The sequence below is a fragment of the Dyadobacter sp. 676 genome, assembly GCF_040448675.1.
Classification (GTDB): Bacteria; Bacteroidota; Bacteroidia; order Cytophagales; family Spirosomataceae; genus Dyadobacter.
Genome location: NZ_CP159289.1, coordinates 7,043,224 through 7,059,102, shown reverse-complemented (window position 1 = coordinate 7,059,102; position 15,879 = coordinate 7,043,224). Strand labels below are relative to the sequence as shown.

15 protein-coding genes and 1 pseudogene are annotated in these 15,879 nt (G+C 55.3%); all 16 read left to right on the top strand.

The genetic code is table 11. From position 1 onward, the window contains the following. The first annotated feature begins 28 nt into the window (after positions 1 to 28). The 16 genes and pseudogenes from ABV298_RS30895 (at position 29) to ABV298_RS30820 (ending at position 15,819) form a co-directional block, all read left to right on the top strand. Positions 29 to 1,507 carry a RagB/SusD family nutrient uptake outer membrane protein gene (locus ABV298_RS30895; RefSeq protein WP_353719964.1) on the top strand — a complete coding sequence of 493 codons (1,479 nt, stop codon included), beginning with the start codon at positions 29 to 31 and terminating at the stop codon, positions 1,505 to 1,507. Next, positions 1,507 to 2,016, top strand: coding sequence for a hypothetical protein (locus ABV298_RS30890; protein ID WP_353719963.1), 510 nt, complete (start codon positions 1,507 to 1,509; stop codon positions 2,014 to 2,016). The genes ABV298_RS30895 and ABV298_RS30890 overlap by 1 nt, the downstream gene beginning before the upstream one ends. Before the next feature lie 52 nt (positions 2,017 to 2,068). Further along, on the top strand, positions 2,069 to 2,959 hold the full coding sequence (locus tag ABV298_RS30885; RefSeq protein ID WP_353719962.1) for a hypothetical protein: 891 nt from the start codon (positions 2,069 to 2,071) through the stop codon (positions 2,957 to 2,959). A gap of 71 nt (positions 2,960 to 3,030) precedes the next feature. After that, complete coding sequence (locus ABV298_RS30880) at positions 3,031 to 3,648, top strand: fibrobacter succinogenes major paralogous domain-containing protein (RefSeq protein WP_353719961.1); 618 nt, start codon at positions 3,031 to 3,033, stop codon at positions 3,646 to 3,648. Positions 3,649 to 3,671: 23 nt separating this feature from the next. Continuing rightward, positions 3,672 to 5,117 carry a hypothetical protein gene (locus ABV298_RS30875; protein WP_353719960.1) on the top strand — a complete coding sequence of 482 codons (1,446 nt, stop codon included), beginning with the start codon at positions 3,672 to 3,674 and terminating at the stop codon, positions 5,115 to 5,117. Positions 5,118 to 5,236: 119 nt separating this feature from the next. Further along, positions 5,237 to 6,100, top strand: coding sequence for an MFS transporter (locus tag ABV298_RS30870; protein ID WP_353719959.1), 864 nt, complete (start codon positions 5,237 to 5,239; stop codon positions 6,098 to 6,100). Beyond that, complete coding sequence (locus tag ABV298_RS30865) at positions 6,051 to 6,509, top strand: hypothetical protein (RefSeq protein ID WP_353719958.1); 459 nt, start codon at positions 6,051 to 6,053, stop codon at positions 6,507 to 6,509. The genes ABV298_RS30870 and ABV298_RS30865 overlap by 50 nt, the downstream gene beginning before the upstream one ends. Positions 6,510 to 6,537: 28 nt before the next feature. Beyond that, positions 6,538 to 8,787, top strand: coding sequence for an acyltransferase (locus tag ABV298_RS30860; protein ID WP_353719957.1), 2,250 nt, complete (start codon positions 6,538 to 6,540; stop codon positions 8,785 to 8,787). Positions 8,788 to 8,816: 29 nt separating this feature from the next. Next, entirely contained in the window at positions 8,817 to 9,998 is a 1,182-nt protein-coding gene (locus ABV298_RS30855) for a sialidase family protein (RefSeq protein ID WP_353719956.1), read from the top strand. A gap of 23 nt (positions 9,999 to 10,021) precedes the next feature. Further along, the gene (locus tag ABV298_RS30850; RefSeq protein ID WP_353719955.1) at positions 10,022 to 10,801 is read left to right on the top strand and encodes an SDR family oxidoreductase; all 780 of its coding nucleotides are present in this window, start codon (positions 10,022 to 10,024) and stop codon (positions 10,799 to 10,801) included. Between the two features lie 11 nt (positions 10,802 to 10,812). Beyond that, positions 10,813 to 11,742 carry a hypothetical protein gene (locus ABV298_RS30845; RefSeq protein ID WP_353719954.1) on the top strand — a complete coding sequence of 310 codons (930 nt, stop codon included), beginning with the start codon at positions 10,813 to 10,815 and terminating at the stop codon, positions 11,740 to 11,742. Positions 11,743 to 12,110: 368 nt separating this feature from the next. Beyond that, on the top strand, positions 12,111 to 12,920 hold the full coding sequence (locus tag ABV298_RS30840) for an aldolase/citrate lyase family protein (protein WP_353719953.1): 810 nt from the start codon (positions 12,111 to 12,113) through the stop codon (positions 12,918 to 12,920). Further along, positions 12,917 to 13,873 carry an aldo/keto reductase gene (locus ABV298_RS30835; protein WP_353719952.1) on the top strand — a complete coding sequence of 319 codons (957 nt, stop codon included), beginning with the start codon at positions 12,917 to 12,919 and terminating at the stop codon, positions 13,871 to 13,873. The genes ABV298_RS30840 and ABV298_RS30835 overlap by 4 nt, the downstream gene beginning before the upstream one ends. Positions 13,874 to 13,996: 123 nt before the next feature. Beyond that, positions 13,997 to 14,917 carry a Gfo/Idh/MocA family oxidoreductase gene (locus ABV298_RS30830; RefSeq protein WP_353719951.1) on the top strand — a complete coding sequence of 307 codons (921 nt, stop codon included), beginning with the start codon at positions 13,997 to 13,999 and terminating at the stop codon, positions 14,915 to 14,917. A 121-nt stretch (positions 14,918 to 15,038) separates the two neighbouring features. After that, positions 15,039 to 15,587, top strand: a pseudogene (locus ABV298_RS30825) (SDR family NAD(P)-dependent oxidoreductase); the annotation flags it as partial. A gap of 124 nt (positions 15,588 to 15,711) precedes the next feature. Beyond that, complete coding sequence (locus ABV298_RS30820) at positions 15,712 to 15,819, top strand: SDR family oxidoreductase (RefSeq protein WP_353723276.1); 108 nt, start codon at positions 15,712 to 15,714, stop codon at positions 15,817 to 15,819. Positions 15,820 to 15,879 lie beyond the last annotated feature (60 nt).

Genomic DNA, 15,879 nt, shown 5'->3' with positions numbered 1-15,879 from the left:
AACCCCACAATCCAAACCGGCATTGTATATGAAACCCATCACGCGAAAACTGATAGGCTCCCTGATGGCCGTCACGATGTTTTCGGCATGTACCGACGATCTGACGCTGAAACCGATCAGCCAGATCACCAACACGTCGTTCTGGAAATCGCCCGAGGAGGCGCGCGGCGCGCTCAATGGCATGTATGTGCGCATGCGCACGCAGGCGGCCACCAACTTTTTCATCTGGGGCGAGGCCAGGAGCGAAATCTGGGTCCAGAATTTCGGGTTCGACCCTTCCATTAATTTCTACGCGTTCACTAATGCCCTCAGCCGCGTGAATCCGGGCCCCGACTGGACGGCCATGTATTCGGTTGTCCACGACGCGAACCTGATTCTGAAATATGTGCCTTCGATCCAGTTTGCCTCGGAGGCTGACCGGAGCGAAATCCTTGCCCAGGCCTACGCCATGCGCGCATTCATGTATTTCACGATGACGAAGACCTGGGGCGATCTGATCCTCATCGATCAGCCGACGGAGGGCTTCGATCCTTCGACGATCTACAAGGAGCGGAAACCGCAAACGGAGGTTTTCGCCATGATAAAAAAGGACATCGAAAGCGCACTGGCCCTTTTCCCGACCAACAACATTCCTACCGGCCGCGTAAGGTGGTCGAAACCGGCCTTGAACGCCCTGAAAGCGGATGTTTTCCTTTGGACGGCCAAAAAGCTGAATGGCGGTGCGGCGGATTTCAATACGGCATTGGCCGCCATTGCCGAAGTGGAGAAGAGCGACGTGCAGCTCCTGGGCGATTTCAGCCAGGTTTTCGCTTTTACCAACAAGGGAAATAAAGAGGTAATCCTGGCGGTGCGGTTTGCGGAAGGGGAATCGGCCGGGCGCTCCGTGTATGGCGGTGTGACGGCACTCGCCGCTCCGACGGCACCTTTTACACCGCAAAGCGTAATCGACAAGCTCATGCCTTATTCGGGCAAGGACGGCTATTGGCAGATGTCGCGGGAGGTAACCAGGCAGTTCAGCGACGACGATGCCCGCAAGAATGCCACGTTTATCGAAGTAAACCAGACAAAAGACGGCGTAACGAGCTTTATGTATAATGCCGACCAGAAGTGGCCCGGCCTCATTACGGGCGGTGTACGCGTGATGTACGATGACCTGATCCTTTACCGCTACGCCGATATTATCCTTATGAAAGCCGAGGCGCAGAACGGGCTCGGGCAAGATCCGTCGGAGGCCGTCAATATGATCCGGAAACGGGCCTATGGGGCCAAATTCGCTGCCCATGCGTTCGTGAACGGGTCGAAAGCGGCCAACGACGATGCTATTTTACAGGAGCGGCTTTTCGAACTCGCGCATGAAGGCAAGCGCTGGTGGGACCTGGTGAGGTTTGGAAAAGCGCTGGAAAAAGTGCCCTCGCTGAAAGGCAAGACAGAGAACGATTTGCTATTCCCGCTGGGCGAGACGATATTAAGTCTGGAACCTTATGTTAAACAAAACCCGGGTTATTGATGCTGAAAGTTCAATTAAAAACAACAGGTTCGTTACTTGCAGTAGTCCTTTTCGGTGGTTTCAAAGGCCCGGGCGGAAAGCAGCCGATCGCATTGGGCGACCGTCGCGAAATCTTCGCCGATCGATACCTGATCGGCGAAATGAAAGGCGCCAGGTTCGTTATGCATGCGCCCCGCGACGAGGGGCCGGTCATGCGTTTCGATCAGCCCTGGGAAAGCGATGCGCCCGCTTACATCACGATCCTTAAAGACGGCGACACCTACCGTGCCTATTACCGCGGCGGCCACATCCGTGCCGGTGGAAAAAAGGAAGACAACACCTGCTACGCCGAATCGAAGGACGGTATCAACTGGCAGAAGCCCTCACTCGGGCTTGTGGAAGCCAATGGCTCCAAAGCCAACAACATTATTCTTGAAGAGGCGCCGTTCACCCATAATTTCAGCCCTTTCATTGACAAAAACCCGAAAGCAAGGCCCGAAGAGAAATTCAAGGCTTTCGGGGGGCACTAACAAAACCGGCCTGGTACCCTTCGCTTCCGCGGATGGCATCCATTGGAAAAAAATGCAGGAAAAAAGCGTCGTCAACGACGGGCTGCTCGATTCACAGAATGTGTCGTTCTGGTCGGAAAGCGAGCAAATGTACGTGTGCTATTTCCGCTCCTGGACCGGCGGCGGTGACAGGGGTTACCGGTCGGTGAGCCGTGTCACTTCCCCCGATTTCATTCATTGGTCGAAGCCCGTCGAAATGACTTATGGCAGCCGGCCCTATGAGCACATTTACACCCAGCAAACGAGCCCGTATTTCCGCGCGCCGCATATCTATGTGGCCATCGGCTCGCGTTTTGTGCCGCACCGGCAAATTGCCACTCGGGACCAGCTGAATGAACTGAAAGTGGATCCCGAACAGCATAAGGGGCTCTCGGAACCCTTCCTGATGACTTCGCGCGGAGGGAATGTGTACGACCGTACTTTTATGGAGGCTTTTATCCGCCCGGCAATGGGACTCAACCATTGGTCGGCCCGGACCAACTACCCCTCGCTGAACATCGTGCCGGTCGGTAACCGGGAGATGTCGTTGTATGTAAACCAGGATTATGCGCAACCTACCGGCCATCTGCGCCGGTATTCGATGCGGCTCGACGGTTTCAGCAGCCTCAACGCGCCCTACGACGGAGGAGCGGTTAAAACGAAGATATTTACGTTTACGGGTAAGGCGTTGGAAATCAATTATTCCACTTCGGCCATCGGGGAAATACGCATTGCCGTGCAGGATGAAAACGGCAAGGATCTGCCGGGATATTCGCTGCTCGATTCGGAAGAGCTGGTCGGCAATGAGATCGCCCGGACTGTGGCATGGAACGGGAAGACCGATATTTCGGCCCTGGCAGGCAAGCCGGTGCAACTGCACATTTATCTCAAAGATGCCGATCTGTATTCCGTTCGCTTCAAATAGTGTGGATTTAATTGATTTTTGAAATGATGAAATGCTTTAAAATAGCCTTTTTACTAACCCTGCCGATACTTATGGCGGCGGTTGGAAATACCCGGCTGGAAATCGACCCCGCATCCGTTGTAATTGGCCGCCAGGAATGGACGTCCGAAAACCTGGCTGTGACGAAGTTCCGGAACGGCGACCCGATTATGGAAGCCAACACCTACGAGGCATGGGAAAAAGCATGTATCGAAGGCCGGCCCGCGTGGTGTTATTACGGCCAGAATGCGGTCAAGGCGAAGGGCCTGGGCAAGTTGTACAACTTCTGGGCGGTTATGGACAAACGCAAGCTCGCTCCGGAAGGCTGGCACGTGCCGTCGGATGCCGAATGGCAACAGTTGGCAGATGAGCTGGGCGGGGCCGAAGCGGCTGGAATGCGCCTGAAAGCCGTAAAAGGATGGAAAAACGGAGGTAACGGAAATAACCAAAGCTATTTCAATGCCCTTCCCGGCGGGTACCGCAGCCATGAAGGCCCTGCCTATTACGGCGGGCCGTTTTTCGAAGCCGGCACGGCAGGCTACTGGTGGAGCACGACGCGCTACCTGGTCGACAATAGCTATTGTCGTACGCTTTCGTTTCGGGATAACCGGCTGGAAAAGAAGAGTTTTGTGATGACCGCCGGATTATCCGTGCGACTGGTGAAGGATTGAATTTGTACTAAAAAACAACCCCTATGACCCCTAAACCGCAACTTTTACCGTTGGTGACCGGCATACTCTTCTGTTCGTTTTGCCAGGCCCAGCAGCCGTTGGAACTGGGCAGCAGGAGAGAAATATTTGTCGATCATTACCTGATCGACCGCTTGCAAAATGTAACCCTGCAATTGCATCATCCGCGTAACGAAGGCCCGGTCCTGCAATTCGACAAGCCCTGGGAAGGCAATTTCAGTGGCTATTGCACCATTATCCGGGACGGCGAGCTGCTCAGGGCCTATTACCGGGGCGTGCGCAACGCCGGTGCCGACGGTAACGACTCGGAGGTGACCTGCTATGCCGAATCGAAGGACGGCACGCATTGGGTGAAGCCGGACCTGGGCATCAACAAGGTCGACGGCTCGGAAAAGAATAACACGATTCTGGCGGGCGAGCCGCCTGTCACGCATAATTTCAGCCCCTTCCTGGATAAAAATCCGAAAGCGAAACCGGAAGAGCGCTTCAAGGCGCTGGGCGGGACGAAAAAGAGCGGTTTAGTGGCCTACGCTTCGCCGGATGGTATTCACTGGAAGAAAATGGCCTCCGGAAGCGTGTTCACAAAAGGATTATTCGATTCGCAGAATGTCTCGTTCTGGTCCGAAAACGAAGGGAAATATGTTTGCTATTTCCGCACATGGACGGGCGACGGCTTCAATGGTTACCGTTCGGTAAGCCGCACGACTTCCGACGATTTTATCCATTGGTCGGAACCTACGCCGATGACCTTCGGCGATACACCGCCGGAACATTTGTACACCCAGCAAACAAGCCCCTATTACCGCGCGCCGCACATTTACCTGGCAATCGGGGCCCGGTTTATGCCCAACCGGCAGGTGGTTTCGGACGACGATGCCAAACGCCTGAACGTTAACCCCAAATATTACAACGACTGCTCCGACGCCATTCTGATGTCGAGCCGGGGCGGGGCGGTTTACGACCGGACTTTCATGGAGTCGTTCATCCGGCCCGGAATAGGCCTCGCCAACTGGGTTTCGCGCTCGAATTATCCTGCCCTGAACGTGGTACAAACAAGCGACACCGAAATGTCGGTTTTCGTGAACGAGGAATATGCCCAGCCTACGGCGCATTTGAAGCGCTATTCGATGCGTATCGACGGATTCGCCTCGCTCGCGGCGCCTTACAAGGGAGGCGAGGTACTCACGAAGCCATTTACTTTTGAAGGCAGGGAGCTGGAAATCAACTACTCGACCTCGGCAGCCGGCGAACTGAAAATAGAATTGCAGGATGCCTCCGGCAATCCTATTCCGGGTTTTACATTGGAGGAATGCCCCGCCATTATCGGTAACGAGATCAGCCGCGTGGTGCGGTGGAAGGGGGGAGCGGACGTTTCCCGGCTGTCGTCCAGGCCGGTCCGCATGCGGATAACGATCAGGGACGGCGATTTGTATTCGCTGAAATTCAACTAGCGGCTGTTGTCCGGTATTTTGAAAGATAATATCACTTAATCCCAAAAAAGTAGAGGAACGCCCATTTGCCGGAAGATAATTTTGTAAAGGCCCCGTTCTACTTAACCCAATGTGATTGCATGGCAACAGGCACGACTGATCCTAAATCCCGACTGTTTTCCTACGCCTGGCTGGTTGTAGCAATGCTTTGCGTCGTCGGCGGGCTCAATTATCTCGACCGCATGATGATCACCACCATGCGGTCGTCGATTATTGCGGCCATTCCCATGAGCGAGGCGCAGTTTGGGTTGCTGACTTCGGTATTTCTGTGGATTTATGGCTTGCTTAGTCCGGTGGCGGGGTACCTGGCCGACCGTTTCAACCGAAGCCGGGTTATCGTAGGCAGCCTGTTCGTATGGTCGCTGGTAACCTGGCTCACGTCCCGGGCTACCACATTCGAGGAACTCCTCGTCACCCGGGCACTGATGGGCATCAGCGAAGCCTGTTACATCCCCGCCGCATTGGCCCTGATCGTCGATTATCACCGCGGGCGCACGCGTTCCCGGGCGACGGGCATTCACATGGCGGGTGTGTATATCGGGCAAAGCCTGGGCTTCGTCGGCGGCTGGCTGGCCGAAAGCCGCACCTGGAATTTCGCATTCGTTGTTTTTGGCGTGATCGGCGTGGTTTACGCGCTGATACTTGCATTTTCGTTGAAAGACGCCCCCGTCCGGCAACGCGAAACGGCCCGGCGTGAAGAGGTGACTGGCTTCGCCGATGCGGTCCGTAACCTTTTCAGGCAGCCCGCCTATCTTATCGCGCTGGCAGCCTGGGGACTGCTCGGGGTTGTTAGCTGGATGATCAACGGCTGGCTTCCGACTTATTACAAAGAGCATTTTAACCTGAGCCAGACGCAGGCGGGGGATTTACGCTACCAGCTATTTTTTCATTCCGATGCTCGTCGGTGTGCTTTCCGGCGGCGCTATCGCCGATTTTTGGGATAAAACCAATAAACGGGCACGGATACTGTTGCCGGCGTTGGGGCTTGTGGTCGCCACACCCGCGGTTTTCATTGCCAGCAATACAGGTATATTGTGGGTCGCTGTGGCCGCTTTCATGATTTATGCGTTTGCCCGGCCGTTCCTGGACGCCAATATGATGCCCATCCTCTGCATGGTAGCCGACCAGCGCTACCTCGCGACGGGTTACGGCATTCTGAACCTTTTCAGCTGCGTGGTAGGAGGCATCGGCATTTATGCGGGCGGGGCCCTGCGCGATGCCGACGTGAACCTGAGCGCGATGTTCCAGGTGGCTGCGCTGACGATGCTCTTTTGCGCCTGGCTTCTTTTCCGAATCAAACCTAAAAATCTGCCCGAACCGGTTACCACGCTGGAACCGGCGGACCAGCCATAATACCTTGTTATTCCCGAACCTTTATGAAATGATGAAAAAAATCTGCGTTGGTATTCTCATTGCGCTGGCATCGGGTATTGCACACCCGGGGGCCGCCGACGGGCTGAAAGCGGCAGGCCGGACATTCGCCGTTACGCCCAGACCAGGCACTCCCGCCGGTCATACCAAAACCGGCAACAAAATCGAAGTGGTGCACGGGGATCTGAAAACGACGATCATCCTGCTCGAAGAAGGCCCGGACCGCCTCTGTTTCCTTACTTCCGCATTAACTGTCGAGAGCGGCCTCGTACATAACGCCTGTGTGAACATCCTGTCGCAGGTTTTCAGGATTCCGCCGGAGGCGGTGGTTACGGCCTCGTCGCATAACCATACCATTCCTTGGATGCATGTGGACAGCGCTGCGGTTCCCGAAACAGGCAGTCCGCAGATGCTGAATTATGAATTGGGACAGGATTTTTTGAAAAAACTGCGGAAAGCCGCTGTGCAAATGGCCGGAAGTCTCGAACCGGTGACGGTGGAATGGGGCATGGCCGAGGAAAACCGCATTACTTACAACCGCCGCGGCAGACGGCCCAATGGCAAAACCTATTTTATGCGCGAGGAAGACCGCATGCTGGTTGGCGAAGGTTACCGTGGCCTGATCGACCCCGAGGCTATGGTGGTGGTGTTTAAAAACCGGTCCGACAGGCCTGTTGCCGCATTCTCGTTCTTTACCGGACATCCCGTAGCGGCCTACAATCCCGAAAAAATGATGAGTTACGGACAATTTCCTCAGGTGGCTTCGGAGATTTTGTCGGAATACCTCGGCGGTGCGCCGGTGGCTTTCGTGCAGGGCTGCGGGGGCGATATCAATGCCAAACATATGCTCACAGGCACCATCGCACAGGCACGTCTGCTGGGCGAACAGCTGGGCGAAACCTTCGTGATTGCCGCCAAATCCTTGCGGAAATCGAAACGTTCGGGACTGGAATGGAGCCGCGAGCCGGTGTATATCCCGCTGGCGCCGTTACCGGACGAGGCGAGCCTGCGAAGGGACCTCGAGTCGATAGACGATTTTGTAAAGAGGGGCGATGCCGGCGATGAAAATACCTACGAATGCGTGGGTATGAATTTTCCGAAGGCCCTCACTCCACCTTACCGTGCCCGGCTGGTGCAGTCGGTGCGGCCGTGGTATGTGTGGGCACTGGACCAGCATAAAACCCGCAACCTCAGGAACGTCCCCACAGAGCTGCCGATCAGCATCGTCGTAGCCCGTTTCGGCGATGTGGGATTTGTCGGGTTGCCTTACGAACCTTTCGTAAAAACAGGGTTGAAAATCAAGCAGGAAGCGGCATTGCCTTGCGTGCTTACCGGTGGCTACACCGACGGCTCGTACGGCTACATTCCCGACGCCACCGCTTGCGACGACCCGGCTACTTCCGTTACCGCGGCAACGTACCGCCTTATAAGGCCCCGGGCGGCGATGCCTGCTCGGTGGTGGCTATTAACAAACTCGCCCAGTTTGCCCGGTGACCGCCGTCGAAACCGACGTGAAGGATTCCACAAAGATTTAAGGTCCGGATTTACCGTGGGGCCACAAAATGCTAATGAGATGCAAAACGTCCCGGAAATGAGAAATTGCCGGATCGGCCCTGATGCGGGAATCGAGCCGAATGTAATGCTGGGTTATCGATACCCGGGCTGGCGCAAGCCGCTGGTAATCGGCGCCGGGGTGCGCGTGCACAGCGGAACGGTCATTTATGCTGATACCGTTATAGGCGACCATTTCACATGCGGGCATAATGTGCTCATACGCGCGGAATGCGAAATTGGCGACAGGGTAGTGATCCTCCATGGTACGACGCTGGAAGGAAGGCTGCGGATCGGGAAGGGCGTGAAGATCATGGCGCACGTCTACATCCCGAGCCGTACGGTCATCGGTAATATGGTATTTGTTGGTCCGGGTGTCAATTTTCTGAATGCCATGATGCCGATGCGCGGGCCGGAAGTGACCGGTGCGATCATCGGTAACCATGCGGTGATCGGCGGGGGCGTCACGATCGGGCCCGGAGTGACCATCGGCGATAACGTTTTCGTAGGGGCCGGAGCGGTGGTAATGAGCGATATCCCGCCGGATTCCCTGGCTTATGGCGTTCCCGCCTCATATCGTCCGCTCCCGGAGAAGTTCGGTAAAGGGAATGATCCGAGGCAAATCTTCGAAGGCGCCGATCTGTGGGACAACCGCCCGGGCGATGGCTCGTGGCAGGAGGAGGATTGGCCGGGTAAGCGACTTTTTTAGAGGATTGTTCGAATTACAACAGACGACAGATGAGGTATATCTTAAAAAAAGAACTGTTTGCTACATTAATGCTCGCCTCGCAAATGGCGATGGCCGGCATGCCCGCCGACAGCGTACCGGGCATTCGAAAGGTGCGTGATGTGGTTATTTACGAAGACAAGCAATTTTACTCCACATTTCCTTCGGTAGTAAAGAAAAAAGACGGAGAAATCCTTGTCGCATTCCGGCGTGCGCCGGAGCGACGGCAATTCGGCGAGAAATCGAGCAGTCACGTCGATCCCAACAGCTACCTTGTGACGGTAACGTCCAGGGATGGCGTCAACTGGTCGAAGGAGCCCGGTTTGCTGTACGCACATGCCTGGGGTGGGTCGCAGGACCCGTGTTTGCTGCAATTGCGCGACGGCACGCTGCTCTGCGCGAGCTACGGCTGGGCATTCCTGCGCCCCGATGGTATGGAAAAACTGAGACAGCCGTATTTTGAAACCGGCGGAGCAGTTTTCCTTGGCGGCTACCTGCTCCGTTCGACCGACGGCGCCAAAACGTGGAAAGGGCCCGTTTATCCGCCGCATATCGAGCCTGAAATCAATCTGGACGTTTTTGGAAAACCGGTTGCGGCTTATAACCGCGGAGCGATGTACGAAGGAAAGAACGGACGTATTTTCTGGGTAGTTGCGGCAAGCGAGTCCAATAAACCGAAAAGAACCTCCAATCATCTGCTTGTGTCGGACGATAAAGGCCTTACCTGGAAATATTCGTCCGTGGTGGCCTCCGACGAGAAAGCGTCATTCAACGAAACTTCGGTTTACGAGACACCGAAGGGCGACCTGGTGGCCTTCCTGCGCACCGCCGACCTGGATGATCAGGCTTGCATCGCACGCTCTGCCGATGGGGGCAAAACGTTTGGGAAATGGGAAAAAATGGGCTTCCAGGGCCATCCGTTGCAAGCCATGCGCCTGCCAGACAAGCGCGTATTGCTGGTTTACGGTTACCGGCACAAACCATTCGGGATTCGGGCACGTGTGCTGAACGCCGAATGCACCGACTTCGCGACTGCAAAGGAAATCGTACTGAGGGAAGATGGGGGTGGTTACGACATCGGCTACCCGTGGGCCGTTCAGTTGAACGACAAGCAGGTGCTGGTAACCTATTACTTCAACATCGATAATGGTACAAGGCATATTGCAGGAACGATTCTCGAAATTGGCAAGTGATTGATTTCTAAATTAATAATCAAATGAAAGAGCTGTTTGACCTGACCGGGAAGCGGATCTGGGTTTTCGGTGGGGCCGGTTATCTGGGCCAGCCGGTCGTAACGGCATTACACGGGCTCGGCGCTGAGGTTTTGTGCGTGGACCTGGATGATCGGGCGGGTACTTTTGCCGGACAGGCGGGGCTCGAAGGAAAAGTGGCAACCGCCGGTGCGGATGTGGCCGATATCTCCGCCTGTGAAGGTCTGGTGCGGGAATGGATCGCGAAAACGGGCGCGCCGCACGGGCTGGTAAACCTGACCGCATTTACTACGGCGAAGGCTATGGACGCATTGACCGAATCCGATTTCGACCGCGTCAATCATGGCAACCTGACTGCCACATGGGCGCTTGCACGACAGGTAGGCGATGCGATGGCCGCGGCGGGAAGGGGTAGTATGGTGTTGTTTTCGAGCATGTACGGGTCGGTATCGCCTTATCCCGAGATTTATGAACAGCCCATGCACCGCAATCCGGTCGAGTATGGCGTCGGCAAGGCCGGTATCATCCAAATGACACGCTACCTGGCCGTTCATTACGGTAAATCGCAGGTTCGCTGCAACTGCATTTCGCCCGGACCGTTCCCTAACCCGAAGGTACAGGAAGAACACCCTGGTTTTATCGCCCGGCTCTCCGCCAAATCACCGCTGGGCCGTATTGGCCGCGCACCCGAAATCGCCGGGGCGGTGGCATTCCTGCTTTCCGGTGCTTCGACTTATATTACCGGGCATAACCTTGCGGTAGACGGCGGCTGGACGAGCTGGTAATGCGAAAAAACATGCGCTTCGGTATCATCTTCCTGGTTATGGTTATTTCAAACAACGTTGTCGCGCAGGAACCGGTAAAACCCGAAGCCTGCGTAGCGCTGCTGCGCAAAGTGCTGAACGAACAGGCCGAATGGGTAAAAGTTCACGCAGCGGAATACCTGCTTTGGGCCGGTTATCCCGACGGTGTGAAGCAGGTGTTCCTGAATGAGGAAAAGTACCATGGAACGGAGCCGCCATACCGGGTCGGTATCTGGCGGGTGTTGTTTCAATGTGCTGATAGCGAGTATGAAAGGGTGGTTTGGTTAAACCGGATCAAGGCGGCTTTTCTCGATGAAAACGGCCCGGACCGTATTCATGCGGCTGAAACGCTGGCTAAACTCCGCACTTCGGTGCAAGCCGAAGCGCCCGGTGTTACGATGCGGGCGCTCGGGGGCAGTCAACCGGCCCTGGCGATCTATACTCTGTGGAGCACCGCATTCGACCCGGCGCTGCGGCCCGATGTGGTGAAGAATGAATTGATAGAAAATTTAACACCGTTATCGGGTTCGGATTGGACAAAAAAGTCGATCTCTGCCTACGCGCTCCGACAGTTTGGAGACCTGAATGCGGCACAATGGGAACGGCTGGCCGAAGCCGCGTCGAGGGAGCCGGAAACTTCGCCTGCCCGAGTATTCCTGCTGAGCGCAGCATGGCTGACGGCGTCAAATGCAGCCGGGGCGGCCGTTTCGGCGATCAGGTCGTCCGTTTTGAAATACCATTCAGCCAAAACAAAAGCAGAACGCTCCGAAATGGCCATGGCATTAGCCGCTAAGGGAAACAGGGATGATCTGCCCTTGTTGGCAGGGATGTTTGAAAACAGAGACCCGTTAGGCGATACCGTAGCTGATTACGATGTAATGGCTGCGGCGGCCTATGCGATTTTGAAAATTGAACAACGCTAATATTCAATTTGTTTGGCTTGGACCATTGATCAGCACGGATTGCAGGGCGCTGCTACCCATGATTTCTTCCTGTTTATAGTGCCGGCTATCACATCTTTATAGCCTTTGTAATACTGCGCTTCTCCCTTAATTACTTCGCGGATGAGGTCGTTGGAACATTCACTGTGCCGCTCCTCGGCAAACCTGGAAGCGGAACCGTCATGAACGTGCGATTTGATACTATCTTAAAGTAACGGATTTGCAGCGCATTCGCAAATGTGAAAGATAGTATCAGAATCAACCATAAAAGTAATAGCGGACCAATTGGCGAGCCGCTACTTTTGGGTTACATTACATCCGATTAATATTAATCCGAACATCCATTGAAAATGCGTGCGAGCCGGGTACTGCGCAAATTGCGGGCAGGCGAAACTGTCAGTTGCTTCAAAATGAATCTTTCCGAACCAAGGGTGGCCGAAATTGCTGGATTAAGCGGTTTCGACTGCGTTTGGGCCGATCAGGAGCATATCGGGCTCGACTGGTCGACGTTGGCGGCGTGTGTGTGGGCCTCGAAATCGCAGGATACGGACCTGCTCGTTCGCGTGCCGCGCGGGAGTTACAGCGATTATGTGCGACCCCTGGAAATGGACGCCACGGGCATTATGGTACCGCATATCATGGGTCTCGAGGATGCCCGTAAAGTCGTTGAGATGACCAGGTTCCATCCCGTCGGCCGCCGGCCGATAGATGGCGGTAATGCCGACGGCGCCTATACCGCGATGGATTTCAATGCTTACCTCGACGAAGCCAACCGGGAACGGTTCGTTATTTTCCAGATCGAAGACCCCGAACCGCTCGAAGACCTTGAAGCGATTGCCGCATTGGATGGTTACGATATGCTTTTCTTTGGTCCCGGTGATTTCAGCCAGGGCATCGGCGCGCCGGGCCGGTGGGACCATCCCAAGTTGCTCGAAACGCGTAGGCGCGTCGCGGAGGTGGCGCGTAAATACGGCAAGTTTGCGGGAACGGTAGGCGGCCCGGGCAATCTCGGCGACCTGGTTGCGATGGGCTACCAGTTCGTGAGCGTGGGCGCGGACGTAGTGGGACTTACGAGGTATTGCCAGGAATTGGCAAATGCCTTCGGTTCGTCGGCCGCCGCGCGATCTTCTTCCTATCTCGAAAACCAGAACGCCGAATGAGACGCAAGGCATTGGGACGGACGGGTCTGGAGGTCTCGGAAATCGCCTTCGGCGGTGTGGAAATCGGTGTTCCGTATGGCATAGGCGTTCGCAGTCACGCGGATATGCTTTCGGAGCGCGAGGCGATCGCATTGTTGCACGAGGCGCTGGAAAAAGGCATCAACTTCTATGACACGGCGAGGTTATACGGTAAGAGCGAAACCATTATGGGCAAGGCCTTTGCCTCGAAACGGAAGGATATCGTGCTGGCGACCAAATGCAGGCACTTCCGCGATTCAAGCGGCGCCCTTCCGCCGGATCATGCACTCAAAAATTTTATTCAAAACTCACTAAAAGAAAGCCTCCACGAGCTGCAAACGGACTTTGTGGATATTTACATGCTGCATTATGCCGATTTGGAAATACTTGGAAACGAGGCGATTGCCGATGCTTTTCAGGATTTGAAAAAACAGGGCGTTATCCGTGCGACGGGCGTTTCGACATATCTGGCTTCGGAAACCGCCTCAGCTATCGCCAGAGGGCATTGGGATGTGATCCAGCTGCCGTTCAACCTGATGGACCAGCGGCATGCGGCCTGTTTCGGGGATGCCGGCAAAAGCGGGGTGGGCATTGTGGCGCGGTCGGTGCTGATGAAGGGTTTGCTGAGCGATCGTGGAAAGGGCCTGCATCCGGCTTTGGCGGATGTAGAGCGGCATATTGCCGGCTACCATTCGTTATTGGGCGGTTCGTTTTCCGACTTGCCTACGCTTGCCACCCGTTTCGCGCTGTCGTTCGAAGGTATCGCCTCGGTGCTGGTAGGGATCGACAAGCCGGAATACCTGTACCAGGCGCTGGCGACCGCAGGCGGCCCGGACATGGACCACCAGACCTTGCAAACCGCCAGCCGCATGGCCTACCCCAACCCCGAGTTCCTGGACCTGCCGCATTGGGACAGGGAGGGGTGGCTTAGGTAGCCTATAAGCTTTAAGCTGTATGCTTAGGTAGATTTTATTCGGAGAATTTTTATTGTGGACAGTTTTAACCGTGAGCATAAGTTTAGAGCCTATTGCTTAAAGCTTATTGCCTAAAGCCCAACTATGAACATTGGCATCATCGGCATGAGCGCCGGCAATGCGCATCCTTACTCCTGGTCGGCGATTATCAATGGGGTATTTGACGGGGAGGAAATTGCCCGGGTAGGGTATCCGGCGGTGACGGCTTATCTCGAAGCTAACCGCGATACGCTGGGTATTCGCGGGGCGCGGGTCACGCATGTGTGGGCGCAGGAGGCGGAAATCGCTGAAAGCATCGCGAAGAGCGCGGGCATCGAAAACGTGAGCGAGAGCCTGGCGGAGATGGCCGGCGAGGTCGATGCGGTGATCCTGGCGCGCGACGACCCTGAAAACCACCGCGAAATGGCGCGGCCATTTCTCGAAGCCGGTGTGCCGGTTTTTATCGATAAACCCCTGGCTTATTCCCGCGAGGACCTTGCCTGGTTCGCGGAGCAGCACCGCGCCGGGAAGTTCCTGATGTCGTGTTCGTCCATGCGTTACGCAAACGAATGCCGCATTGCGCGGCAGGAGATCCGGTCTTTCGGCAGGCTGGAACTGGTGACGGCGGTAGGAAAGAAAGACTGGAAAAAGTACGGTGTGCATTTACTGGAAGGCGTTTTCGCCATTCTCGGCGATCCCATACCGCATTCGGTGCGACATATCGGCGGACCCGACAGGGAGATTATTCAGTTAAGGATACAGGACGGGCCTGACATTATGCTGCATTTATTTATGAACATAACAGGCACCTTCCAGATTTCGCTTTTCGGAGAAAACAGCTGGAAACTGATCGATATCCGCAATTCCTACTCGATGTTCCGCGACACTATCATCGAGTTTGTCCGCTCGCTGGAAGAGGGCAGGCCGCGCCTGGATTTCGAGAAAACCGAGCGGATCATGCAGGTGATTATCGGAGCGAAGGAAAGTCTGGAGCGAGATGGACAGGAGGTTTTTGTGGGGCTATAAGCTTTAAGCTTTAAGCATTAGGCTTTAAGCGATTCCGGGGCCGTTCAAGATCGTCCAAGAATTAAATTACTATAAAACTTACAGCTTACAGCCTACGGCTTACAGCTTACAGCTAATTCCAATGAACGTCAAACAACTACTAAGCCTTAAAAACAAAGTTGTACTTGTTACGGGCGGTTCGGGAAATTATGGGAAGTGCATTGTGGAGGGGCTCGGGGAGGCCGATGCCACGGTGATTACGACGTCCAGGGAGCTGGCATCGGCGGAGAAAACGGCGGCGGTGTTCCGTGGGCGCGGGCTGGATGTGCACGCGATGGAGGCGGATCAGGGCGTGCATGAATCGGTGATGGCGTTGAAAGCCGGCGTTATGGAGAAATTCGGAAGGCTGGATTGCTTCGTGAACAACGCGGTGTCGCGGCCGATGAGGGGTTACCATGCGCCGCTGAGCCAGTTTGAGGAATCGATGCAGGTGAATGCGACCGGAATGGTCGACATCCTGAGGGAAATGACGGATTTGATTGTTCGGAGCGGAGGCGGAAGCGTAATCAGTATTGCCTCGATGATGGGCATGTTCGGTCCCGATTTATCCAACTATGAAGGCATCGCAGGTATGGGCGATCTGCCGCCCGACTACTTTTTTCATAACGCCGGACTCATCAATCTTACGCGCTACATGGCGCAGATGAATGCCGGAAAAAACGTGCGGTTCAACTGCATCAGTCCCGGCGGGCTGTTCAACAACCAGCCGGAAGCGTTTTTAAGCAACTACTGCAAAAAAAGTCCCGCTTCGTCGGATGGCGAATCAGGACGATATCAAAGGACTGGTGGTACTGCTGGCGTCCGATGCGGGGGCCTACATCAATGGCGAAAATATCCTCATGGACGGCGGTCTGAACGCCTGAAAGCGGGTAAAAAATAGTATCAGTAATCCAGCGAAAAGTAGGAGAACGCGAAGAGGGGTG